At 55.4% G+C, this 21,895-nt stretch carries 21 protein-coding genes; 11 read left to right on the forward strand and 10 right to left on the reverse strand.

Annotation, left to right across the window (positions count from 1 at the left end; genetic code table 11):
- Positions 1-10: 10 nt before the first annotated feature.
- From CCX46_RS11795 to CCX46_RS11815, 5 genes are read right to left on the reverse strand one after another with little or no spacing between them, the layout of a single operon-like run.
- Complete coding sequence (locus CCX46_RS11795; RefSeq protein ID WP_127926787.1) at positions 11-655, reverse strand: tetratricopeptide repeat protein; 645 nt, start codon at positions 653-655, stop codon at positions 11-13.
- Positions 652-1,461: an SDR family oxidoreductase gene (locus CCX46_RS11800; RefSeq protein ID WP_127926788.1), complete on the reverse strand. Its 810-nt coding sequence runs from the start codon at positions 1,459-1,461 to the stop codon at positions 652-654. The genes CCX46_RS11795 and CCX46_RS11800 overlap by 4 nt, the downstream gene beginning before the upstream one ends.
- Complete coding sequence (locus CCX46_RS11805; protein WP_127926789.1) at positions 1,448-2,122, reverse strand: TenA family transcriptional regulator; 675 nt, start codon at positions 2,120-2,122, stop codon at positions 1,448-1,450. Before CCX46_RS11805 ends, CCX46_RS11800 begins: the two co-directional genes overlap by 14 nt.
- The gene (locus CCX46_RS11810) at positions 2,119-3,600 is read right to left on the reverse strand and encodes an AMP-binding protein (RefSeq protein WP_127926790.1); all 1,482 of its coding nucleotides are present in this window, start codon (positions 3,598-3,600) and stop codon (positions 2,119-2,121) included. Before CCX46_RS11810 ends, CCX46_RS11805 begins: the two co-directional genes overlap by 4 nt.
- A complete protein-coding gene (locus CCX46_RS11815; protein WP_127926791.1) occupies positions 3,590-4,267 on the reverse strand; it encodes a thermostable hemolysin in 678 nt (225 codons plus the stop codon). The genes CCX46_RS11810 and CCX46_RS11815 overlap by 11 nt, the downstream gene beginning before the upstream one ends.
- Before the next feature lie 209 nt (positions 4,268-4,476).
- Here CCX46_RS11815 and CCX46_RS11820 point away from each other — a divergent pair, with 209 nt between their 5' ends.
- From CCX46_RS11820 to CCX46_RS11865, 9 genes are all read left to right on the forward strand, one after another.
- The gene (locus CCX46_RS11820) at positions 4,477-5,025 is read left to right on the forward strand and encodes a cytochrome b (RefSeq protein ID WP_127926792.1); all 549 of its coding nucleotides are present in this window, start codon (positions 4,477-4,479) and stop codon (positions 5,023-5,025) included.
- 231 nt (positions 5,026-5,256) lie between these two features.
- Positions 5,257-5,469 carry a DUF4287 domain-containing protein gene (locus CCX46_RS11830; protein ID WP_034152439.1) on the forward strand — a complete coding sequence of 71 codons (213 nt, stop codon included), beginning with the start codon at positions 5,257-5,259 and terminating at the stop codon, positions 5,467-5,469.
- Between the two features lie 13 nt (positions 5,470-5,482).
- Positions 5,483-5,986, forward strand: a complete 504-nt coding sequence (locus CCX46_RS11835; RefSeq protein WP_127926794.1) for a GNAT family N-acetyltransferase — start codon at positions 5,483-5,485, stop codon at positions 5,984-5,986.
- Positions 5,967-6,785 (forward strand): diaminopimelate epimerase, encoded by an 819-nt coding sequence (dapF, locus tag CCX46_RS11840; RefSeq protein WP_127926795.1) that lies wholly within the window; start codon positions 5,967-5,969, stop codon positions 6,783-6,785. The genes CCX46_RS11835 and dapF overlap by 20 nt, the downstream gene beginning before the upstream one ends.
- A gap of 562 nt (positions 6,786-7,347) precedes the next feature.
- The gene (locus CCX46_RS11845; RefSeq protein WP_127926796.1) at positions 7,348-7,710 is read left to right on the forward strand and encodes a DUF6124 family protein; all 363 of its coding nucleotides are present in this window, start codon (positions 7,348-7,350) and stop codon (positions 7,708-7,710) included.
- 136 nt (positions 7,711-7,846) lie between these two features.
- The gene (locus CCX46_RS11850; RefSeq protein WP_127926797.1) at positions 7,847-9,388 is read left to right on the forward strand and encodes a phospholipase effector Tle1 domain-containing protein; all 1,542 of its coding nucleotides are present in this window, start codon (positions 7,847-7,849) and stop codon (positions 9,386-9,388) included.
- Positions 9,388-10,047, forward strand: coding sequence for a DUF2931 family protein (locus CCX46_RS11855; RefSeq protein WP_127926798.1), 660 nt, complete (start codon positions 9,388-9,390; stop codon positions 10,045-10,047). Before CCX46_RS11850 ends, CCX46_RS11855 begins: the two co-directional genes overlap by 1 nt.
- 31 nt (positions 10,048-10,078) lie before the next feature.
- The gene (locus tag CCX46_RS11860; RefSeq protein WP_127926799.1) at positions 10,079-10,735 is read left to right on the forward strand and encodes a DUF2931 family protein; all 657 of its coding nucleotides are present in this window, start codon (positions 10,079-10,081) and stop codon (positions 10,733-10,735) included.
- Positions 10,736-11,084: 349 nt separating this feature from the next.
- Complete coding sequence (locus tag CCX46_RS11865; protein WP_127926800.1) at positions 11,085-12,917, forward strand: P-loop NTPase fold protein; 1,833 nt, start codon at positions 11,085-11,087, stop codon at positions 12,915-12,917.
- Positions 12,918-13,216: 299 nt separating this feature from the next.
- On the opposite strand, the gene CCX46_RS11870 is transcribed toward CCX46_RS11865, so the two are convergent.
- The 4 genes from CCX46_RS11870 to CCX46_RS11885 form a co-directional block, all read right to left on the reverse strand.
- Complete coding sequence (locus tag CCX46_RS11870; RefSeq protein ID WP_127926801.1) at positions 13,217-14,920, reverse strand: hypothetical protein; 1,704 nt, start codon at positions 14,918-14,920, stop codon at positions 13,217-13,219.
- Between the two features lie 167 nt (positions 14,921-15,087).
- On the reverse strand, positions 15,088-16,623 hold the full coding sequence (locus CCX46_RS11875; RefSeq protein WP_127926802.1) for a P-loop ATPase, Sll1717 family: 1,536 nt from the start codon (positions 16,621-16,623) through the stop codon (positions 15,088-15,090).
- A gap of 335 nt (positions 16,624-16,958) precedes the next feature.
- Positions 16,959-18,065 (reverse strand): DNA alkylation repair protein, encoded by a 1,107-nt coding sequence (locus tag CCX46_RS11880; RefSeq protein WP_127926803.1) that lies wholly within the window; start codon positions 18,063-18,065, stop codon positions 16,959-16,961.
- A 2-nt stretch (positions 18,066-18,067) separates the two neighbouring features.
- Positions 18,068-18,673: a glutathione S-transferase gene (locus tag CCX46_RS11885; RefSeq protein ID WP_110720452.1), complete on the reverse strand. Its 606-nt coding sequence runs from the start codon at positions 18,671-18,673 to the stop codon at positions 18,068-18,070.
- A gap of 129 nt (positions 18,674-18,802) precedes the next feature.
- Between CCX46_RS11885 and CCX46_RS11890 the strand changes: the two genes are divergently transcribed.
- Positions 18,803-19,909 carry a hypothetical protein gene (locus CCX46_RS11890; protein ID WP_127926804.1) on the forward strand — a complete coding sequence of 369 codons (1,107 nt, stop codon included), beginning with the start codon at positions 18,803-18,805 and terminating at the stop codon, positions 19,907-19,909.
- A gap of 25 nt (positions 19,910-19,934) precedes the next feature.
- Here the strand turns inward: CCX46_RS11890 and CCX46_RS11895 are convergent, their stop codons facing one another.
- Complete coding sequence (locus CCX46_RS11895; protein WP_127926805.1) at positions 19,935-20,843, reverse strand: MurR/RpiR family transcriptional regulator; 909 nt, start codon at positions 20,841-20,843, stop codon at positions 19,935-19,937.
- Positions 20,844-21,244: 401 nt separating this feature from the next.
- On the opposite strand from CCX46_RS11895, the gene CCX46_RS11900 reads away from it, so the two are divergent.
- Positions 21,245-21,649: a TraR/DksA family transcriptional regulator gene (locus CCX46_RS11900; RefSeq protein ID WP_003225981.1), complete on the forward strand. Its 405-nt coding sequence runs from the start codon at positions 21,245-21,247 to the stop codon at positions 21,647-21,649.
- Positions 21,650-21,895 lie beyond the last annotated feature (246 nt).

Here is a 21,895-nt window from a genome sequence, read left to right on the forward strand (position 1 = left end):
CGGACTCCTGTCAGTCGAGTTTCTTGTTCACGTCCACCAGAAGGGCGGCGATCTCTTTGCGACGCCCGGCATCGGCACTTTCCCGGCCCGGACGCGGCGCGGCTTGTTGGGCTTTGAGCAGGGCTGCTTTGGCTTCAGCGTAGCGCTTCTGACGGTAGAGGTGATCGCCCCAGAAGTACAGGCTGTCGATGCCGTTGGGGTTGAGTTGCAAGGCTTGCTTGAGCAGTTGCTCGGCCTTGTCGCTGTCGCCGAAACCGATGGGCCAGCCGGGCACGCGGTCATACAGCGCGGCGAGGCTGGTGTAGGCCGAGCCTTGCAGGGCTTTGGGGTCGAGGGTCAGGGATTTTTCCAGATCGGCCTTGGCGTCCTTGGCTTTGCCCAGTGCGCCGAGGCCACCCTCGGCACCGGCCCAACTGCTGGTGACGATGCCTTTCCAGATCCACGCTTCGGCCACCGCCGGGCGCTGCGTGGTGAACGTGTTGGCCTCGTTGGCCAATTGTTCGAACGCGGCGGCGCGCTGTTTTTCCGCCACTTCATATTGGATGTGCGCCCAGCTCTGCTGGATGCCCTCGAGACGTTGCTGGTCGGCCGGTTCCAGCGCCCAGACACTTTGACTCAAGGCGGCGAGCAACAGGCATGCGGATAGTTTTTTCATGGCTTTGGCGACTCGTGGTCAGGTTTTTCACTGAGACGGCGGATCAGCGGCAACTGCTTGCGCAGGCCTCGATCCACCAGATGCGGCAGCAGATTGTTCAGGCGGACGAAGAAGCGTTCCGGCCAGCCCAGGTAGAGGTCGCGACGATCACCGGCAATCGCATGGATCACCGCCGAGGCCACGGTTTGCGGATCGTCGACGTTGGCCTTGAGTGCGTCGTTCAACGCTTGTGCGGCGGCGCTGTTCATCGAGGTGCGCGTGGCGCGGGGCGCGACGTACAGCACGCTGACGCGGGTGTCGGCGAGCTCGCGGCGCAGCGCCTCGGAAAACCCGCGCAAAGCGAATTTGGTCGCGCAATAACTGGCGTAACCCGGGTAGCCGATCGAGCCATAGGTCGAACCGACGTTGACCACCATGGCGCTGTCGGCCTGCTTGAGCAGCGGCAACAGCAGTTTGGTCAGGCACATCGGTGCACTGATGTTCACCGCCAGCATCGCGTTGATGTCGCTGTCATCCAGCTGTTCAAGCATGGCGAAGTGATTGACCCCGGCGGCGTTGATCAGCAGGTTGACGCCGCCGATGGCTTCGGCGGCGACCAGCACTTTGCGCCGGTCGCTGAGGAAGGTCAGGTCGGCGCCGACCCAGCACAACGACTCGGGGTAGCGTTTGATCAGCGGCAGCAGTGCCTCCTGATGCCGCGCCACCGCGAGCACGTGGGCACCGGCGGCGCACAAGGTTTCGGCGATGGCCAGGCCGATGCCGCCACTGGCACCGGTCAGCACCACCCGCGCATCACGCAGCTGCATGTTGAGCCTCCGCGTCACGCGGCAAGCCACGGAACATGTCGGTGTACAGGCGATAGACGACTTTCGAGGCATGGATCACGGCGGCTTGATCGGCAGGATTTTCGAGCTGATTCATCAGCCGCCGATAGGTCTGCATGTGCTCGATATCGAGCGAACCGTGGGAGCTCAGGTAACTGAACGCCGTTTCCGGCAACGCCAAACGCTCGCGAATGCTGCCCGCCGCGTGGGTGGCCAGGGCGATGCTGGTGCCTTCGAGCACATTGACCATCCCGAACAGACCGACCGGATTGCCCCGGGCGATCAGGTCGTAAAGAAAGCTGACCATCAACTCGATCGACAACGACGGCTGACCGTCGCGCACCGCATCACGGTCACCGCCACACGCGGCGATGTCGTTGAGCACCCAGTGCTCGTGGCCGTATTCGTCTTCGATGTACTCGGCCACCGCTTTGCGCAGCCATTCCAGGCGCGTCGGCAGGCGTGCACCGCAAGCCATCATCAGCGGCACGGTGTGGCGCACGTGGTAATACGCTTGCGCGAGAAATGCCCGATAGCTGTCGAGGCTGACCTTGCCTTGCAGGGCATCGACGATGATCGGCAGGTTGAACAGTGCGTGGCGTTCCTGTTGCGTGGCTTCTTGCAGGGTGTCAAAAAAACTCATGATGCGGACTCCTCGGAAACAGCGGATTCGGTCAATTGCGCGTGGTACTGCGCGACGATGGCGTCGCGGCGCGGGCGGCCATTGGCGGTGAGCAAGCCATTGGCGGCGGTGAAGGGTTGCGGCAGGCGCGTCCACTGATGCACCTGGGCGTAATCGGGCAAAGCCTCGTTGGCTTCAGCGACGGCAGCGGCCAGTTCGGTATCGGTGCAGTCCGGGCGATGCGGCCAGAGCAGGGCGTGATTGCGCGGTAAGGCTTCGCCGTAAACGAACGCCTGGGCGATGTGGCGGCGCTGGGTCAGTTCGGACTCGACCCATTCCGGGTTGACGTTGCGCCCGAAACTGGTGACGAACTGGTGCTTTTTGCGGCCCTTGAGATAGAGAAAACCTTCCGGGTCGAACTCGCCCAGATCGCCGCTCGGCCACCATTCCTCGGCGTACGGCGCGTCGCCCAGATAACCGAGCAACGTCGAGCCCTTGATCAGCACTTCGCCGTCCTCGGCCAGGCGCACTTCGACATGCGGCAACGGCCGGCCGACGCTGCCGGGGCGGCGTGCGCCGGGCCGATTGAGGCACACCACCGACGCGCATTCGGACAAGCCGTAACCTTCGTAAACTGGCAGCCCGAGCCGTTGCGCGCGGTGCAGCAGACCCTCCGACACCCGCGCACCGCCGACAGCGGCAAAGCGCAGGTTTCGCGGGTCGAAGGCTTTCTGTTCGGCGGCGCTGACCAGTAACAGCAGCAACTGCGGCACTAGGATCAGACTCTCCGGCGCGCGGCTGGCCAGATAACCGAGCAGGCGCGGAATGTCGACGCCGCTGGCGCCCTGAATGCCGAGGGTTTTCTGGCTCGGCAAACTCAGCATGGCGCCGGCATACAGCGCGGCGTAACAGCCGAGGTTCTCCAACAGGATCGCCAACGGCAACAGCGCCAAGTGATGCTGCGGGCCGGTGGCTTCGCTTGCCTGATCCAGCTCCCGCGCAACGCGCAGCAGGCTGTCGGCGCTCAGGCACACACCTTTCGGCGTGCCGGTGGTGCCGGACGTGAAAGTGAGTTTCGCGGTGCCGGCCGGCATGCGACTGGGGCCACTGAACGAGCGGCGCCAGAACTCGCCACGTTGTTCATAACCAGCCGCGAGCAGTTCGGCGCCCAGTTCTGGCTCGGCGATCACCCGTTCGGCCTGGCTCTGTTCCAGACAATGGGCGCGTTGCGTCGCACTGAAAAACGGCGGCAGCGTCACACAGGTCAGGCCTTCAAACAGCACGGCCAGATCCCACAGCATCGCGTCGACGCCGTTGTCCAACGCCAGCGCAATCACCTGCGCTTGCTCATCGCGCAGGCGCTCCTGGCGATAGAGCACCTCGGCGTACAGCGTGGCGTAATCGAGTTTCAGCGTGTCGCCCCACAGGGCCGTCGCGTTGTCATTGCGCCGGGCATGGTCGCGCAAGGTTTCCTGGAAGCGTTGCAATTCAAGCGACATGACAGGCTCCTTCAATCGAGCCCGGCAAACCCAGGCGGGTAAACAGGCCGATATCGCGCAAATGGACGAACCCCGCACGGATGTTGCCGACGTGTACCCAAGGTTTACTTTCGTAATAACTGCCCCAGTGTTGACGCTCGTCACCCAATCGATCCGGATCAGCGGCGCACAATGTCACTGGCGTCAAACCCAGGCGATGGAAGCTGTTGACCAGGCCGATGTTGCCGGTGAACGTCACCCATTCCAGGCCGCCCATGGCCAGCAGGTAGGTGATGGCGATGATGCTCAGGCGCGCGCTGCCGGTGTCGCTGGCGGCGAGGTTGCCGACTTCGACGATGGCGCTGCGCTCGACCGGACGATCTGCCGCCGCGCTGATCAACGGCTCGATCGGCTCATCCAGATAGCGCTCAAGGAACAGTGATTCCAGATGCGCGCGACGCACCCCGGCCACGGCGCACAACTCGCCATCGCCGTTGTGCATGCCGAACAGCTCGGGCATGAAGTGACGGATGTCGGCGCCATGGGCCTTGCGAAAACGTTGCTGGATAAAGCTTTCAAACGTCGCTCGCAGAGTGTCATCGGGCAGCGCGCCGGTCAGTGTCATCTGCGGTGTTTCGGCTTGACCGAAGCGCAGGGGCAGGGCGATGTTCCAATCAAATTCGGGCATGGGCAGAACGCCTCCCTCAATAGGTTTGAGCGGAGTATCCAAGCCATTTCTTAACGAAGTCTGAAGGTAAAAAAAGGTTAACCTGAGGGTCTGTCTTCAGACTCTCTTAAGACTGGGCGGGCAGGGTAACGCCGTCGGTTCGCCCAACAACCGGAGCGAGGCGGTCGAACGAATCGGCCGTCACTCACGACAATCAAGAGGCGCAGCTTATGTCCCACGACATCGCCGTAACCCGTTACGGAAAACTCTCAATCACCCTGCACTGGCTGATGCTGGCGCTGTTCGTCGGCGTCTACGCATGCGTCGAAATCAAGGGCTACCTGCCCAAGGGCAGCGAAGCACGCGGCTTGCTGATGGGCTTCCACGGCCTGTTCGGCGCGAGCATCTTCGCCCTCGTGTGGATCCGCCTGCTCGGCCGCCTCACGCCACGCCCACCGATCACGCCCAAACCCCCAGCGTGGCAGACCGGCATCGCGCACCTGACACACCTGGCGCTGTACGGCCTGATGATCGCCACACCGATCCTCGCCTGGCTGATGCTCGCCGCCGCCGACAAACCGTTCCCGTACTTCGGCTTCCACGTCCCGGCACCCGTGGCCATCGACCCGGACTTCGCCAAACAACTGAAGTACTGGCATGAACTGATTGGCAGCACCGGTTACTGGCTGATCGGGCTGCACGCGGCGGCGGGGTTGTTTCACCATTATTGGGTGCGGGATAACACCCTCGTGCGGATGCTGCCGGGCCGCACCGAATAACCCTGATCCACTACAACCCCTGTGGGAGCGAGCCTGCTCGCGAAAGCGGTGTGTCAGCCTACGATGATTTTGGCTGACATGGCCCCTTCGCGAGCAGGCTCACTCCTACAGGGTTTCTGTGGTGTCTGGCAGAGCGGGGCAGTTGCCGGAATCGCACTTCGCGTCCACTCTATGACCTGCCGACAAGGAGCGTCCGCCGACCCTCCGTCGTGACCACAGGGAGCTTGCAGCATGAGCGAAGACAACAAGGTAAAAGGCCCGGCGTCGTACTTCCCCTCCATCGAGAAAAAATACGGCCAGCCCATCGATCACTGGCTAAACCTGCTCGCCGGCATCAGCGACAAGAAACACATGGAACTGGTGGCATGGCTCAAGGAGGAACACGGCATGGGCCACGGTCATGCCAACGCCTTGGTTGCGCATCATCTGGCGGGTAAAAAGTGAGGGCAGGGCAGCGATGAATTTCACCCACCGGCCAGTGACGGCCGACGACGTCAACACCCTCTGCAGCTTTCCCCAAGGCGAACAAGAGCTGTTCTTCATGTTCCCGAAAGCCAACTTCCCGCTGACGGAAGAGCAGATGCACAGCGCAATCAGCCAACGCTTCGACTCCAAGGCTTTTCTGGCCAACGGCGAGTTCGTCGGCTTCGCCAACTTCTACCGCGCTGAGCACGATGGCATCTGCTGCATCGGCAACGTCATCGTCGCGCCCTACGCCCGTGGGCAAGGTGTGGCGCGGTACATTGTCGAAACCATGACCGCGCTGGGTTTCGAAAAATACCAGGCCAAGGAAGTGCAACTCTCCTGCTTCAACGAAAACACCGCAGGCCTGCTGCTCTACCCGAAACTTGGCTTCGTGCCGTTCTCCATCGAAGAACGCCCGGCGCCGGGTGGCAAACGTTCAGCGCTGATCAACATGACGCGCAGCAGAGGCGCAGCGAATGCCACTCACCTTCCATAAGATGCACGCCAACGGCGATGACTTCGTCGTGATCGACTCACGCAACATTGCCAACCCCGTCACCGGCCAACTCGCCCGGCGCCTGGGTGATCGTCATCGCGGCATCGGTTTCAACCAACTCGCCGTGGTCCTTGATTGCGCAGACGCCGATGCGAGCGTGGAACTCTGGAACGCCGACGGCTCAGCGCTCGACGTGTGCGGCAGCGCCACCCGTGGCGTGGCGGACAGGTTGATGCGCGAAGCCAGCCGAACATCGATCACCCTGCGCACCAACCGTGGCTTGCTCACCTGCGAACGCATGCCCAGCGGATTGATCGCCGTCGACATGGGCGAACCGTTGTTCGACTGGCAAGACATCCCTCTGGCGCAAGAACACGACACGCTTTTTCTACCGCTCGCCGGCGCCCCAACCGCGTGCAACATGGGCAATCCACACTGCACCTATTTCGTCGATGACCTCAGCTCCGTCGATATCGCCGCCCTCGGCCCAAGCCTCGAAACCCATCCGTTGTTTCCGCAAAAAACCAACGTCCACTTCGTGCAAATCATCGACCGCCAACACATCCGCCTGCGCATCTGGGAACGCAACGGCGCCATCCCGCTCGGCTCCGGCTCATGCTCATGTGGTGCAGCGGTCAACGGTATCCGCCGAGGCCTGCTCGACCACACCGTCAACGTCGAATGCGACGGCGGCCCCGTCACCGTCCACTGGAACGGCAGCGGCCCCGTCACCCTGAGCGGCCCGGTAGAACCCACTTTCTCCGGCACAATCCCCGACACCCAACTCGACCTCAAGTGACCACGATCCCCCTGTAGGAGTGAGCCTGCTCGCGATAACGCCAGCCCAGCCACCTCAAATCCCAACCACAAACCCCTGTGGGAGCTAGCCTGCTAGCGAAGACGCCAGCCCAGCCACCGCAAACCCCAAACCCACCACAAATCCCCTGTGGGAGCGAGCCTGCTCGCGAAGTCGCCCACCCAGTCACCCCATCAACCACTGACCGAAATAAACAGTAAAACCACCACTGTTTAAACGAAGCCTCAAGTAACCACCGAAACCCTACAACGCCTTGCGCCGTTACCTACGACTAAGCCAGAATCCGCCGGCTTGTGCGTCTAGGTCGCGGGTTCTATCGTCTGTCGGTCGCTGAAAAACAGTGATCGGGTTTGGTAGCCCGCCATAACTAGTCGCATCGCGAACCGTTCGCAGACCTCATCAGGTCTCTGCTCAATGGTGGCCATGCGCAGGACACCTTCGGGTGTGCCGGGTCCTAGTTACCGGTCTACCAACCCGCGTATGGCCGCCACCTTCGTTTGGTAGCGAATGTGAAGGCTCCTTTTTATTAACTAGGAGTTTCACCATGATCAAACCAACACCCAACCCACCAGAAACCGACCCCACATCCCCTTACGAATCCCCCGACTCCAAGCGATTCCACGAAGCCGCCGAACGCGCCCTCGACCACTACCTCAAACCCGCCAGCCAAATCATGGCCAGCACCGAACAACCTGAACGCATGTACCTCGCCAACCCGAAGTACAACAGCGAATCCCTGCTCGCCAACGCCAGCGAAACCCTCGGCTCCGCCAGCGAAATGCTCCTCAACTTCGCCGCCATGCTCGACACCCCGCACCGCAAAACCGCACTGGGCATCGCCCAAGTCGTGATGCTCGGCGAAATCGCCGTCAACCAAGCGCTGGATAACGTCGAAATCGCCAGCTAACCCCCACCCCGACGAGGGGAAACCCTCGTCGAACCCCGCTGTCACACCCCGGCTGGCACACGGCCACGGCTTGCGCCCCCCAGCCTCGGCTGTCACCCTTCGGGCCGTTCTCAAGGATCAGAACCAGGAAACATGGATGAGTGGCTACGTACCCAACCCCCCGAAAAATTACCGTTACGAAGAAGCCAAACCCGTCGATATTCACGCCCAGCGTTGGGCGGAATATGAGAAACACGGGAAAGAACCCGCGCGCGAACCTGAGAAAATCGGGATTGCGTTGAGGATTGGGGTTTTCTTTGATGGCACTGGGAATAATGCGAACAACACGGCGGCTGGATTGCTGTGTGGGGCGCAGCATCCCATAGCTCCCGAGGATATCCCCGCCAGTTGTCAGCCCTATATGAGGGATCCGGATAGCAGCTACGCCAATAGCACCACCAATGTTCAAAAACTAAGCGAACTGTACTTCGCACCTCAAAGGGCCGAAGGAGATAGTTTGCAGAAGCAAGCGTTCCGGATGATTTATATCGAGGGAATAGGAACTGAGTCAGGCAAGAAGGACAGTACGTTAGGTGGTGGTACTGGCCGAGGCGATACAGGCGTGGCAGGACGTGTTCAGTTGTCGTTCGCAGAGATCAAAACCCGTATCAAGGACGTGCTGGATAACAATCCCAATAGTGAAATTACGTCCCTGACCTTTGATGCATTCGGCTTCAGCCGTGGTGCTGCTGCAGCAAGACACTTTGCCAACGAGGTCGTACGTGGAAAGCATGGGCCACTCGGGGAAGTGTTGCGCAGCAACGCCAGCGCCCTCAGCCGCACCTTCATCGAAGAGTACAAAAGCAGCATCAACATGGGTTTTATTGGCCTTTTTGATACGGTGCCATCCATTGCTGGCTGGTCGAATCTGGGGGACATCAAAAGTCCCATCGCAACAGGAATCAAACTTTACCTCGACCGCCGCTTCTTCACTGATGTCGTGCAGTTATCCGCGCGTGACGAATATCGGGCTAACTTCGCTCTGAGTCGCGTTAAAGCGGATCACTTGGAAATAACTCTGCCCGGGGTTCATTCCGACATCGGCGGTGGCTACCGCGATGAGGTCGAAGAGTGCGTGCTCGTCAGTCCGATGCAAACGCTTGAAGTGTCCCAATTTACCGATGTCTCCACTACGTCGATCTACCGTGATGCCGTGACGGTGAAGGGGCAGTGGCTTGCCAAAGGATGGCCAGAAGAGATGCTGGAGATCGTCACGCCCGATGTCCTTCTTCTGCCAATTGATCAGCAAGATCGGCTCAGCCCACGCATGAAGCGCGTATATGCCGCAGTGCAACTCAAACGTCCTGTGAGTGGCTTGCTCTCCAGGGTATATCTACAAGTGATGCACCGATTGGCAAAAGAGAAGGGCGTTCGGTTTCAAGACATTCCCGATACGCCTGAGTTGGCAGTGCCCGCGGAGCTTCAAGCGCTGTGTGATCGATTTCTAGCGGGTAGTTACGACACCTCAATCCAAGAAGACCAATTGCTGAAGCTGAAGTACATTCACATGTCTGCAAATTGGAACCATCCTCTCGGGCGCAGAGATGGCAGTGGCGTCCGTGCCGTTTACATCAATGCCCCGACGCCGGACTCGATACGCGTACAACACCCTCATGTAGCTGACTGGAAACTTTGGTGATGAAAGTACTTTTTACCCTGCTATGCGCGCTGTTGATTACTGGGTGCCAGTCTGCTGATCCACTTTCAGCAAAAAATGACCCGAAATCCGAGTGGTGGGAGTTGGCGTTTACCGAGCCGGACTACATGAAGGTCTGGGTAGAGAACAGTTCTGTTCAAGACATTAAAGGAAGGATTTTCTACAAAACCGGCGGCGGCACCGCTGCGGGGGGAGAGCCTGAAGATGGAACGGAGTCCGCCCGAGGTTGGACAGGTGGGGTAGGCGGCAGCGGAAGGAGGGTGGTGGGAGCAGATTTACCTGTTCGCATCTGGGTCCGTTGGCAATCGATTGTCGAACAGAAAACGTGGCAGGCATGGGTAGAAGTCCCAGAAGAAGCCAGGCAGTTGATGGTGGCGTCCGTCAATCAACGTTGCCCGCAGACGCCTGATCAGGAAGCGAGATTTATGGCGTCGGTTTATTTAGGGTTGGCCCCCGGTGGTGTTGTGCAGGTTTGGGTAAGAGACTCTTGCCACCACCCGGTTAAAGTCGCTCGAGCGCAGGCTGAAATTGAGCCACTGGGGCCGAGCCAAGGTAAGAACGAAGGGCGTTACGCTTATCCGGTGAGTGAAAAGGCAAAGCGGTATATCGATAAATATGGCATTCCATACGGAAGTTGGTAGTCGTGACACTTAACTGAATGGATCCTTTGTAATGAACGCAAGGATTGCGCTGCTGGGCGCTTTATTGTTGTCTGGCTGCCAAATCGGAGGTCCAGAAACCGGCGAAAATGACCCTAAATATCCATGGTGGGAGTTAGTGTTCGTTCAGCCGAATTACATGAAGGTCTGGGTAGAGGACAGCTCCGTCCAAGACATCAATAACAGAATTTTCTTTCGCGCTGGCAAGAGCACTGCTGCTAGCGGTGAGCCCGATATCAGCACAGAGTCTGCTCGTGGTTGGGGGGCGGTATCGGGGACCGGGAGACCTGTGACGGGCGCTGATCTTCCAGAACAGATCTTTGTCCGCTGGCAATCCATAACAGAGCAAAAAACTTACACAGGGTTCATCGAGATTCCGGAGGAGGGCAGGCTATTGATGCTGAAGTCAACACACCAGCGCTGCCCGGAAACACCGGAGAAAACCGCGCGGTTTATGGCGTCGCTCTACGTGGGTCTCGCTCCGGGCGGCGTACTCCAAGCATGGGTTAGAGACTCATGTCGAAATCCGGTTGAGGTCGCCCGAGGTCAAGGAGGGGTAGAAGTTTTGGGGCCGGAACAAGGGAAGCACGGTGGTCGTTATGCCTATCCGGTAAGTGAGAAGGCTAAGCGATATGTGGAAAAGTACGGCATTCCCTATGGAAGTTGGTAGGAGACAGGCAGGAGACACTTCTCCTGCCTGCCTTCTAGCACCTCGGTTTTGAGTAACCATCTTGACAGCTGCCGTGTCAACGCTGGGTTCAACGAAGGTCCACTTTCGGCCAAAAACAGTCACTTTCGAGGTCTGAAGACAGAGTGGACACCCACCACCGGGTGCATGAGTGCGTCGCTGGCCCAACAGGATATAGGTCGCTTTTTTGATACAGCGCTTCAACTGGGAACGATCGCATTAATTCAACGCTGGGATTACCGCCAGCGTTGGGTGGGGATAAACTTGACGCAGTGTCCGGGATTAGTTGACCACTACAATAATCTCCCTGGACAACCGGAGTTTTAAAATCATGACAAGGACCAACGAGGCTGCACGTTTTCTTGACTACTACCTAGACGATTCGGTGGAGTCTGAGTATGCAGTGATGCTGAGTGCTCCATGGGGAGCTGGGAAAACCCATTTTATTAAAAGCTATCTGGATGCTCGGGCTGCTGGGCTACCGCCTAAAGAGCAACCTGGCTACCTGTACGCCAGCCTGTATGGTGTGGCTTCGGTTGGGGCTATCCATGACCAGTTTTTCGCGCAGGCACACCCTCACCTCAGCTCAAAAGCCTCTCGGATTATCGGGTCTGCGCTTTCTGGTGCTATAGAAAAATTCGGCGGGATGAAAGGGACTGACCAGCTTGCAAGAGACATGCTGCTCAAGTTGGACGGCAACATTCTCGTCATTGACGATCTCGAACGGTGTTCTATGAAAGTCCCGGATATTTTGGGCTTCATCAACAGCTTCGTCGAGCACGAAAAGTTGAAGGTTATCATCCTTGCCAATGAAGAAGAGATCTCCGGAAAGGAGAGTTACGAGAAGCAGAAGGAAAAGCTCGTGGGCAAGACTATCCAGGTCAAGGCAGATCCCTCCGAGGTATTGGATAAGCTCACAGCGAGGTTAAGAACGCATTTGGTGCGTGAAGTCGTGACGCGTGAAAGAACCGCGTTGCTGGCTACATTTAACGGATCAACGCACCCTAACTACCGGAACCTACGCGCCATCCTGGAAGATTTTGAGCGTCTTGTTGAGGCTGCCGATGTTCGATTGCGAGACAAGCCAGAAGCAATGAAGCAGCTACTTCTGTATATGATCGCGACCGGAGGCGAGTCGAGAAGCGGTGCTTTGGACAGGGAAGCGTTAAGGTTACTTCGCACCAATCAATTCTCTACAAGCCTTCTATCAAACAAAGAAAAATCCCCTGCGGACAAGCAATTTGATCAATTGAAGAGCCGATACCCAGAGGTAAAATGGACTGACCCTATCGTCAGCCCAGGGCACCTTTCGGAACTGTTTTTCACAGGAAAAATTGACGCCGACAAAATTAATGAAGACCTTGCCCGTCACCCCGAGGTTGCTGGTCATGCAGATATCCCGGCATGGAGGCTTCTGTGGGATTGGACCAGATTGCCAAAGAGCGAGTACGGGAAGGCGAAAACGGCGTTTCTGAGCCAGCTCAACGAACGCAGCATGGTTCATTCAGGGCTAATCTTGCACGCAGCAGGCATTATCATTTCGCTACGCCAGTTCGGAGATCCAGTATTAGGAGAGGACTGCTCTGCGGAGCGGTATTTCTCTGACTACGTTTCATGCCTGCTGAACTTGAACACGCTTCAGGTTGATAACGGTATGTTTGGATTGGGTGGAACTGGTGCGTTCGGCCTCGGTTACTCGTCATCTGATACCGCGGAATTCCAAGCCATCTCCAATATGATGAAGAAGGCCTCAGACGAAGTGTTCCGTCGTCAAATGCAAGCAGTCGCCGGAGGCTATGTTGAGCGGTTGGCCGCCAGCGCTGATAACTACAGTTCGCTGTATGAGTATGGTATTCAAGACGGTAACTATGCCGCCACGCCTTTCCTTCAGCTCATTGATGTGAAGGAGTTCGCGAAGCTGCTAATCATCGACTCCTGCTCTAATGACCAGCTTTTTGCGAGCCTAATCAAGCGCTACGAACATGACTTTATGAGCCGGAAAGCATTGGCTGATGAGTATGATTGGACTGACAGCTTGAAGGCAGAACTGCTGAGGATCATCAACAACGAAACGGCTCCGTTTGCCCAGTTGCTGAAACTGCGTGTGGATTATTACTTTGGAAAAATTGGCGAAGGGATAGGCCGGCCTACTGCCGAGCCATAAGTCAAATGGGCCTGCACTTGGTTTGAACGCGAGAACTAGCCGGGACCACTTGCCCTGATCATGGAGCTTGGCGATAAGCCATTCAAGAGAGCATAGGGCCGTTTTTCTTTTCGGCCCGACCGTCCACGACTTGTTGACTGCTATTTCCCAATGTCCGTTATTGGCCGGAAGCGGTCAGTCAGAAGCGGCTGCTTCCGTCCAAAAGCGGCCATATGAAATGGTGGCTATCGACTACAATCAAGTGCTCAAATTGTTTATTCACAGAGAACGGTTCAACAACAGATAAAGAGTCAAGGTTTCTATTTTTGACTTGCCATGAAATTTTCTAGGTTGTCCTTATTCCAGAGGCTAGGCTTTAACTCTACCGCCTTTTCGAAGAGTGCTTGTGCAGTGGCGTGATCTTGGCGTTTATAAGCGAGAAAATTTGCATAGTTTCCGATGGTCCAAGTACTGCTAGGATCTAATTCGATTGCCCTTTTATACAATGCATCAGCGGCGTCATAGTCGTGGCGGTGCTCTGATAAAAAAATCGCGTAGTTACAAACACTCCACCCATTGCCAGGCGCCACTTCAAGAGCTTTTTTATATAGTGCCTCAGCTGCATCGTTGTCTTGCCGATGCTCAACCAAAAAATTAGCATAGCTACTGATGTTGTTTGCGTGATTCGGGCCAAGCTCGATCGATTTCTTATATAACTCTTCGGCGACGTCGTAGTCTTCGCGCTGATCCTCAATAAAGCTCGCATAATTCCCTATGTTATGCGCGTGCATAGGATCCAGTTCAAGCGATTTTTTGTACATTTCCTCGGTCTTGTCTAAGTCATCGTACTCAAGCTCAAGAAAGGCAGCGTAGTTTCCAACAAGATCAGGGCTGTTTGGAAATTGGCTGATGCCTTCAAGATAAATGAGCTTACGCTTTTCAATATCTTGCTCGGCCTTGGCTTTAATCTCCCATGCCCACCAACTGTGGTTTGAACGTAACGACTGAGTGAGAACTTCTCCAGCACGTTGCTCGGCGGGGGAACCATGGATTGAAGATTCGGTGAGTGTACTGGCCTGCTCACGATAGCGAGTCGCCCTCTCGTGCCCCAGTTTTGCGGTACGTTCAGCTATGGCCGCGACATCAAAGTCAGTAACTAATTTGGCCGCCAGTTGAAGCATGAATTCATCGAACCCAGGAATTTTTACAAGTAAGCCTTTGTGTTTGCTTAAGACACCCATTGCCTTTTCTGGAGGAGGAGAGCCCGCTCTGTAGCACCAAATCATTCGCCCGGCGATATCTCCCTGGTCCAGGCCCATGAGCATGTTCATCAGGCTGCCGTCGTTACCGCCGTATCCAACTACGACAGGGGTGAAATATTGAAATAACTTTTTTAAAGCGATTTTCCAGCCTCGCTCCATCGTCGACACCCCGGCCGGATCATTGATGGGGTGAAGGTATAAATCGCGATGAATTTTTGCGACTAGGGGACGTCGCATTTGCGGGCGAACAAAGCCTGCAAGAGATTCGTGGGCTACGACGAGGGGAGATTGGTGAGCATGCATGGCTAGTGCATCGGCGACGAGGTTGTCGAAATTTGTGGTGACCACCACTTTGTGGCGGGTATGTTGAATAACTTCAGCAAGAAGAGAGTAGCCGAGGCTTGGAGCCTTCCCTTCCATAGCTGCTTCCAGTTCGGCATACCCGGCTTCACGGTCACCTTCAAACCTGCGTTCGAAGATTTGTGGATAATGCTCTGCCGCAGCTTCCAAAGTGAGAGTACCGTCACCGACCCCGCATCCAGCCATCCAGTTCTCTAGAGGGCGGCCATCTGAACACTCTCGTAAATGCAGGTCTTTAAGCCATCTTACAGCTAGGTGTTGGCCCGTAGGAATACCAGAAGTAAAGGAGGCTCCCGCACCGAGAATGAACGCGAATTGGCGATCTTTCATGGTGTTGTGAATGCGCTTCATCTCGTCTAGAACACCTTCCAGTGTCCACTCAGTTACTTCAAATGAAGCCATGCCTACTTGCCTCGTATTCTAATTTTATGGACAGATTCTTCAATGGTACTGGTGACTACCCATAGAGTGAAACTCTGACTGTCAGCCTCTGGTCGTTTTCAGCCAGTAAACACACAGAAAATGGCCAGTGGTAGTCGCCAAATTACGCCTAACACAATAGGGGCGATTCAGTATCTGAAAAATAGCGGATGAATCTTAAATTCTTTACCGAAGTCACTTACATCCAATTCTTGCTTTGAGAAATCGGAATAGATAGTGAGTGTCTCGGATTTTTTTATTCCGATGATTCCAGCTATGAACCATATATTAAGCAATATGTTAAAATCTACTGCTATCGCTTCTGACGTAAGATTATTATCAAGCTCGGTATGCGCCAGTATCTCATACTGTATTTTATCTTTTGTTTCTGCGATGTTAATAGTTTTAAAGCTGTCTTTTTCGATATGGCAGAGGGTGTCGATATATTTATTTATGTGAGGGTAAAGGCTTGCCCATTCTTTGTGCAGCGCTTTCTTTCGAGATACATAGAATTTCTCCTCGGCTTCCAGTAGGAAATCTTCACATAGCTCTGTAGAACCGTCTGCCTCAGCTAAACATAGGTTTACAAAATCAATGGCATCACGCGGCCTGAGCATCGTTCTTTCAATAATGTAATCGTCCGCTGACTGGCCCTTTACCGTAAAGTTAAAAATATCATCAAATTTTGTTATGGCGCTGCCTTGGTACTGATGTTTAATTAGATAATTTACACGCTTGTCCAGCATTTCTCTTATTTCTCTAACATCCCACTGAATAGGAAGCACCAGGGATTTATCCTTCTCCTCTTGCCTAAGATTATTGTCGTAAATTCCTTTTATGATGTCAGAGCGAATAGAAATGATGACTTTCACCGTTCTGATGTCAATGAGTTCGCGAAAGGCATCGAGTAATGCGTTAATGAAATCATAGCGAATTGAACTTGAACTTAACCATGACTTGTCGAGATCATCTATACTTATTATATATCTGAGTTGACCCTCTTTTGAATTCTCATCAATGAGAAGTTTTATTAGCTCTTTCTGCTTCCTGAGCAACTCGCTACTGATATAGTGTGTAGTGGCTCGTTGTATTTTCTCACTCGACTCACTAACTTCCTTTCCTGAAGCTTTTATAAAGCCAACACCCAAAGAACCTGATAGGTCGTGTTGCATTTTCTCTGTTATTTCTGAAACAACATTATCATTGAAAAAATTGTCTCGGAATTTTTCAATGTACTCATTTGCAAGTGTTGAGTTATATTTTTTTCTTCCTCCTCCTAAGTCCGAGAGCAGATCTAGAAATGAGTTTCCTGGATAGAGAAGCTCAATAACTCTGACAAGGAGCACATGAATCCATAGTGATTTATAAAATATTCTTAAATCGATACCTTTTTCTATCAAGCTCGATATAAAAACATTGTTTTTTATATGCTCAAAAACAGTTGATTCGGCTTCTATTGTTGAGTGTTTTTTTATGTTTTTATTTTCTGCGAGTTGTTTTAATAGGGCTGTTTTTCCAGATCCGGTGCGACCAATGACAACTCTCTTTGGGAAGTCCAAGCTATTTTCAAAGCTCAATAGATTTGAAAAGATGCTAGTTTCAAGAAAACAAGTTTCCAAAAAAGTGTCATATTCTGCATCTAGGTTTCCAATTTGAGAGTTCTTTCTAAAAATATAATTGGCCACTAGAACTATCCTTGTATTAGGGAGTGGAGTGCATTTGGTCCATACGTCTACCCTAGCCGGTTTCATTGGAAATAAAAAGATAGGTATCTAACTTCTTGATGACAGCAAAGAATTTCCGATCAAACCCTGAGCGCCTTACACCCGGATTTTACACACTCCCCAGGCGACGGCGCTGATGAATGAACTAGGGGTAATCGGTGTGCACCTCAGCTCATGACTGACCGTTTATTGCAGTGGGCGGCCGCATGCGAACGTCCGCTTCTGGCCGAAAGCTGCCCTAGGCGCAATTCCCTATCACTCCTAGTATTGCCAAATCAACGAATCCACGCACGGCCTCATCCAGCAACGATGTCAAACGCAGCGCTACCCAACACCTCCCCATTAGCCATAACCCTCACCCCATGCCGCCCCTCAAAATGCTTCCGCGTCGTAAAATCCTTAATCACCTGCCGCCTCCCCACAGCCAACTCCCCAAACCCCGCCAACACCACCGTCTTCAACTTAAAAACCTTCCTCGAAACCCCGCCATTCGCCTTCACATAGTCAATCGCATAATCAATCACCAACCGCTGCTCATGCGCCACCGTCGACTTCACCACAAACGACAACGTAATCGCTTCCCCCAACCTCACCACCGCCGGTTCAACCCGCACATCCAACAACTCAACCTTAGCCTTCGCCCCCGCGCCAATCACCGTTAACGCCCGCAAATCCCCCTGCTTAATCAAACTCCGCAACGCATTCTTGGCAATCCAGGCCGTGTGCTTGTTCTCCAACGACCAACCTTCAATCGTGTCCAGCACCCACTCCGGATGCACCTTCGTCACATCATTCAAATGATTCGCCACGGACTTGCGCACGTACAAACTCTCATCCGCCTTCAACCGATCGAGTATCCCCGCGGCTAACTGCGGATCCGCCTGCACCGCTTCCAACCGAAACGACCAAGGCAGGCGAGGGCGGCTGCCTTCGCTGGCGAGGCGTCGAACGTGGTGGTTTTCGTCGCGGGTCCAGTCGTGCATCCGTTCCAGCGAGCGCTCCAGATCGCTGCGCAAAAAGTGGCGGATGGCGAATTCGGAGGAGCCGAAGGTGGTGAAGTACTTCAGGGCGTCCATGGAGGTGTCGAACGCATGCCCGCCGTAGCTCGCGACGTAGTGCGGCAAACACATGCTGACGAATCCGCTGTTCAGCCTTGGCGCGAGTTCGAAAAGCACTTCTAGGGAATCTTGGTAATCCAGCGGCAACACGGCATGCAGGCTTTCACTGACACGGGCCATGCGTTGCATCACCGATAATTCGGCGAGTCCGTCCTGGGCATGTTTGAGAAATGCCTTGGCCTTGAATGCCGGGTACACGGCGCTCATTTCGCTGGCGATGTGTTGCAAGCGCTCGGCGTTGAAGATTTCCTTTAACGCCGGGGCGGCGGTGTCGGTGGTGCTCATGGTCAGGTCATCGGGGTGCTGACGAACGCTTCGAGGGTCTCGGCGTAGGCGGTGTATTGGGCGATGTGGGGGTAGCGGCGGGTGTCGATCTGGTCGGGGACGACGAGGTCGGTGAAGCTCCAGGCGACGGCGAGGCTGATGCCGGCCTGGGTGAGGGTGCCGTCGGTGGGCAGGCCGGTTTTTTCCAGTTCTTGCTCGAGGGCGGTGAAGGCGGCGGCGAGTTGGCCTTCGACGCGTTCGACCCACGGCTGGTATTGGATGTCGGCTGGGCGCAGGTTGCGTTCGTAGTAGAGCTGCACGGCTTTTTCGCAGGCGGCGAGGCTGAGGCCGATCAGGCGTAGGGCTTGGGCGCGTTGTTTCAGATCGGTCGGCAGCAGACTTTTGCCGGAGCTGGCCTCGAGGTAATCGAGGATGAGGGTCGAGTCCATCAGGACCACGCCGTCGTCGAGGATCAGCGTGGGGGCTTTGACCACCGGGTTGATTTGCTGGAATTGCTCGAAGTGGCGGAACACCGAGACCGACTCGTGTTCGAGGTCGATCCCCAAGCGTTTGGCGGAGATCGCCACGCGGCGCACGTAAGGGGAGTCCAGCATGCCGATCAGTTTCATTCATGGCTCCTTGCATTTGATCGTTCGGTTTGTTGCCCCTAACGGCTTCAAGAAAACCGGTGCGGGGATTTGCAATGTTGACGTGCGTCGACTAAGCCATGTGATGGCGCATTGCCAATGGAGCTCATCATGCAATGGACAATACTGGTTTATTTGCTGGCGTTGACGGTAGCCGTTCCTGCTTCTGCATTTCAACTGCGACCGGAGGTTAAAAACGGGGAAAAGCTGCTTAGGGCATCGGATGATGCCTACTGGCGAATGAAAATGAATGTCGTGGGGTACTGGGGTATAGAGCAGTTCACCAACCCGGTTCACGAAATTATTACCAACAGGATTTACGGTTGCGGGTCGGATGACGGCTGTGCGGTGACGGTGGGTAACCGTTTCATGCAGCCAGCGGCGCCCATGGCTGTGCTGGCTGGGGTTCGATGGAATGACAACCCACCTTTTCGTTTGAGCGATACATCACTGTCTGGCTGTAAGAACGTGTATGTGCAGTTGCCTATGCAAGGGAGTTGTTGGGCTTCGGTTTTCTCTGATGGGAAAAAGAAAGCCGAGATCGCCAAGGGGGCGGTTCTTTACAAATTTCAACCCAACAAACCCGAGCAGTACTCAATGTTGCTCAGATCGCATTTTGGCGATCTGCAGTTTTTGCATGCGATGGCCTCGCGCCCGGGAGAGCGTGCGGGTGAGACCGCGGACAACATCATGATGTGGGCGGAGTTTGTCTGGCGAATCACTACCAGTGAATACGGTCGGGGTACCACCATCGCAGAAGCATCCGTTGACGTGCCTTTGTTGCTCGACTTCTTCGACCTCAGAGATACGGTCCAGAGCATTCTGTTCAAAGGCGAGGCGGGCTATAACAAAGATTATCGCGACTTTGCTTTCGGTACCTTGTTACACCTCGTTCAGGACAGCTATTCCGAAGCCCATATGGCCAGACAGGATCCCGACGGTCGTTTATGCGAGAAAACTAACTATGACCGTCCTGGCCGTGCTGTCCGGTATTACACCTATGTTGGTCAGAACTCACGAAATCATGGGCGAAAGGATGAGTTGGTAGCGGTGACGCGGCAATTATCAAACACAACTACCCCCAACCTCGTTGATGTTGGTCAAGCAATAAAAGAGATGAGGGATAAACACTTGAGCTGGAATGCGGTGGAACCTTACTTCGATTGTCTGTTTCGTACAGCACAACCGATGACTGAGGCTGATAAAGGACCCTTTTGATTGAGCCGATTGGGTGCTGGGTAACTCAGTCGTCGAAGCCGGGTTGTTCGTGAATCTCATCAACATTCAGTTCCAGCCGATACGCCACCGCCACAAACAACGCCTGGCACAAACACAGCGTCGCACTCAGCGAACGAAAGGCGAGGGCGCTGCCTTCGTTGACCAGCAATACGCTGTGGGCGAGTTTCGCCAGCGGCGAGAGGTGGCTGTCGGTGAGGACCAGGGTGTTGGCCTGCTGCTGGCGGGCGAAGCGCAGGCAATGTTGGGTTTCCTTCGCGTAGGGCACGAAGCTGATGGCGATGACCAGATCGTTCGCGCGCACGCTGCGCATTTGCTCGCGATAGCTGCCGCCGAGCCCGGACACCAGATGAATTCGTTTCTGAGTGTGTTGCAAGTTGTAAACGAGGTAGTCGGCGACGGCGAAGGAGCGGCGCACGCCGACGACATAAATGTTGTCTGCGTTGACGATCAGGTCGACGGCTTTTTCGAACGCGACATCATCGAGTTCGCGGCCCAGGCGTTCGATGCCGGAGCGCGTGGCGTCGATGCATTCGCGCGCGAGGTCGCCGGCGCTGGCTGGCTGCGACTGGTTGGCGATCATGCTGCGGATGCGTTGCTGGTAGTTTTGCACCGGCGAGGCTTTGTGGGTGTAGGCGCTGCGGAACAAGGCCTGCATTTCGCTGAAACCGCTGAAACCGAAGCGTTGCGAGAACCGCACGATGGCGGACGGGTGCACTTCGCACTCGCGGGCGATGTCGCTGATGCGGTCGACCATGATCCGGTCGCTCTGCTGGCTGATGTAGCTGGCGATGCGTTTGAGCTGGCGCGGCAGGGCGTCGTATTCATCGGTGATCTGTTGCAGCAGGCGCTCGGCATTGATCGGGGGGCTGGCGAGTGAAACCTCGTCGGTGGCCGGCAGATCGGGGCGGGGCATAGGTCATCCTTCAGGCTGTTTGATCACACGGTGGGCCTGATAGTAGGGGGGCTTTTGCAGGTCTGCTTTGCTGAAACGATGCAGTGCGTGGTAAAAAATTGCGTCTGGGCGCTGCTTGGTTAGCCGTTTGTCTTCTATATACAGCCGCTCGACTGAATTTCTTGCTATAAACGCACTCCGATGGCCTTGTAAACGCTGTGTCAGAGCAGTTTCCGGCCTTTGTCGGACAAATTCCCTGTATTTACAGTTGCTGAGGCCTCATTCGGGCCTTAGACTGCCGCCCCTCGTAAATTGAGTGCCGGGTGGCATTTGCAATAAACGATGCCTTTTCGCCGACCGCACGCGGTTCGCCGAAACGCTCCCTAATTCGCCTTAATGCACGTTTTTTTATAGAGATATCAATGACAAAGGACAAGTTGCTGGCCATGCCGGCAGATGACTACATGAATGCCGAGCAGCACGCTTTCTTCACTGAGCTGTTGCAGAACATGAAAGTCGAAACCCACGAGCGCATTGAGCAAAACCGTATCGCCATCGAAAGCCTGGACACCCCGGCTGACCCGGCGGACGCGGCTTCGGTTGAAGAAGAGCGCACTTGGCTGGTGAACGCGATCGATCGCGACCAGCGCATGCTGCCGCAACTGGAACAAGCCCTTGAGCGCATCAAGGAAGACAGCTTTGGCTGGTGCGATGACAGCGGCGAGGCCATTGGCCTGAAACGCCTGCTGATCAGCCCGACCACCAAATACTGCATCGAAGCTCAAGAGCGTCACGAGCAGATCGACAAGCACCAGCGTCAGGCCTGATTTTTCCGGCGCTGTGATCGCGGGCAAGTCCGCCCCACTAGGTTCAACACCGAACCTGTGGGAGCCGGGCTTGCCCGCGAAGCTTTTTATCGTCCGCAATATTTCCGCGCGATTCCATTGACCTGCCACAGACCCCACGACTAACGGACCATGGATAATGGCGTTGTAGTGGCGTTTAATGCAGTTACAACAATGAGAACAAGCGTGGGGTGTTGATATGACGAGAGATGGATCTCTGGTTGGGGC

Source organism: Pseudomonas sp. RU47 (genome assembly GCF_004011755.1).
GTDB lineage: Bacteria > Pseudomonadota > Gammaproteobacteria > Pseudomonadales > Pseudomonadaceae > Aquipseudomonas.

Excerpts from the sequence above, each read along its gene's own strand:
- CCX46_RS11795 (WP_127926787.1), bottom strand. The coding sequence starts at position 655 with ATGAAAAAACTATCCGCATGCCTGTTGCTCGCCGCCTTGAGTCAAAGT.
- CCX46_RS11800 (WP_127926788.1), bottom strand. The coding sequence starts at position 1,461 with ATGCAGCTGCGTGATGCGCGGGTGGTGCTGACCGGTGCCAGTGGCGGC.
- CCX46_RS11805 (WP_127926789.1), bottom strand. The coding sequence starts at position 2,122 with ATGAGTTTTTTTGACACCCTGCAAGAAGCCACGCAACAGGAACGCCAC.
- CCX46_RS11810 (WP_127926790.1), bottom strand. The coding sequence starts at position 3,600 with ATGTCGCTTGAATTGCAACGCTTCCAGGAAACCTTGCGCGACCATGCC.
- CCX46_RS11815 (WP_127926791.1), bottom strand. The coding sequence starts at position 4,267 with ATGCCCGAATTTGATTGGAACATCGCCCTGCCCCTGCGCTTCGGTCAA.
- CCX46_RS11820 (WP_127926792.1), top strand. The coding sequence starts at position 4,477 with ATGTCCCACGACATCGCCGTAACCCGTTACGGAAAACTCTCAATCACC.
- CCX46_RS11830 (WP_034152439.1), top strand. The coding sequence starts at position 5,257 with ATGAGCGAAGACAACAAGGTAAAAGGCCCGGCGTCGTACTTCCCCTCC.
- CCX46_RS11835 (WP_127926794.1), top strand. The coding sequence starts at position 5,483 with ATGAATTTCACCCACCGGCCAGTGACGGCCGACGACGTCAACACCCTC.
- dapF (WP_127926795.1), top strand. The coding sequence starts at position 5,967 with ATGCCACTCACCTTCCATAAGATGCACGCCAACGGCGATGACTTCGTC.
- CCX46_RS11845 (WP_127926796.1), top strand. The coding sequence starts at position 7,348 with ATGATCAAACCAACACCCAACCCACCAGAAACCGACCCCACATCCCCT.
- CCX46_RS11850 (WP_127926797.1), top strand. The coding sequence starts at position 7,847 with ATGAGTGGCTACGTACCCAACCCCCCGAAAAATTACCGTTACGAAGAA.
- CCX46_RS11855 (WP_127926798.1), top strand. The coding sequence starts at position 9,388 with ATGAAAGTACTTTTTACCCTGCTATGCGCGCTGTTGATTACTGGGTGC.
- CCX46_RS11860 (WP_127926799.1), top strand. The coding sequence starts at position 10,079 with ATGAACGCAAGGATTGCGCTGCTGGGCGCTTTATTGTTGTCTGGCTGC.
- CCX46_RS11865 (WP_127926800.1), top strand. The coding sequence starts at position 11,085 with ATGACAAGGACCAACGAGGCTGCACGTTTTCTTGACTACTACCTAGAC.
- CCX46_RS11870 (WP_127926801.1), bottom strand. The coding sequence starts at position 14,920 with ATGGCTTCATTTGAAGTAACTGAGTGGACACTGGAAGGTGTTCTAGAC.
- CCX46_RS11880 (WP_127926803.1), bottom strand. The coding sequence starts at position 18,065 with ATGAGCACCACCGACACCGCCGCCCCGGCGTTAAAGGAAATCTTCAAC.
- CCX46_RS11885 (WP_110720452.1), bottom strand. The coding sequence starts at position 18,673 with ATGAAACTGATCGGCATGCTGGACTCCCCTTACGTGCGCCGCGTGGCG.
- CCX46_RS11890 (WP_127926804.1), top strand. The coding sequence starts at position 18,803 with ATGCAATGGACAATACTGGTTTATTTGCTGGCGTTGACGGTAGCCGTT.
- CCX46_RS11895 (WP_127926805.1), bottom strand. The coding sequence starts at position 20,843 with ATGCCCCGCCCCGATCTGCCGGCCACCGACGAGGTTTCACTCGCCAGC.
- CCX46_RS11900 (WP_003225981.1), top strand. The coding sequence starts at position 21,245 with ATGACAAAGGACAAGTTGCTGGCCATGCCGGCAGATGACTACATGAAT.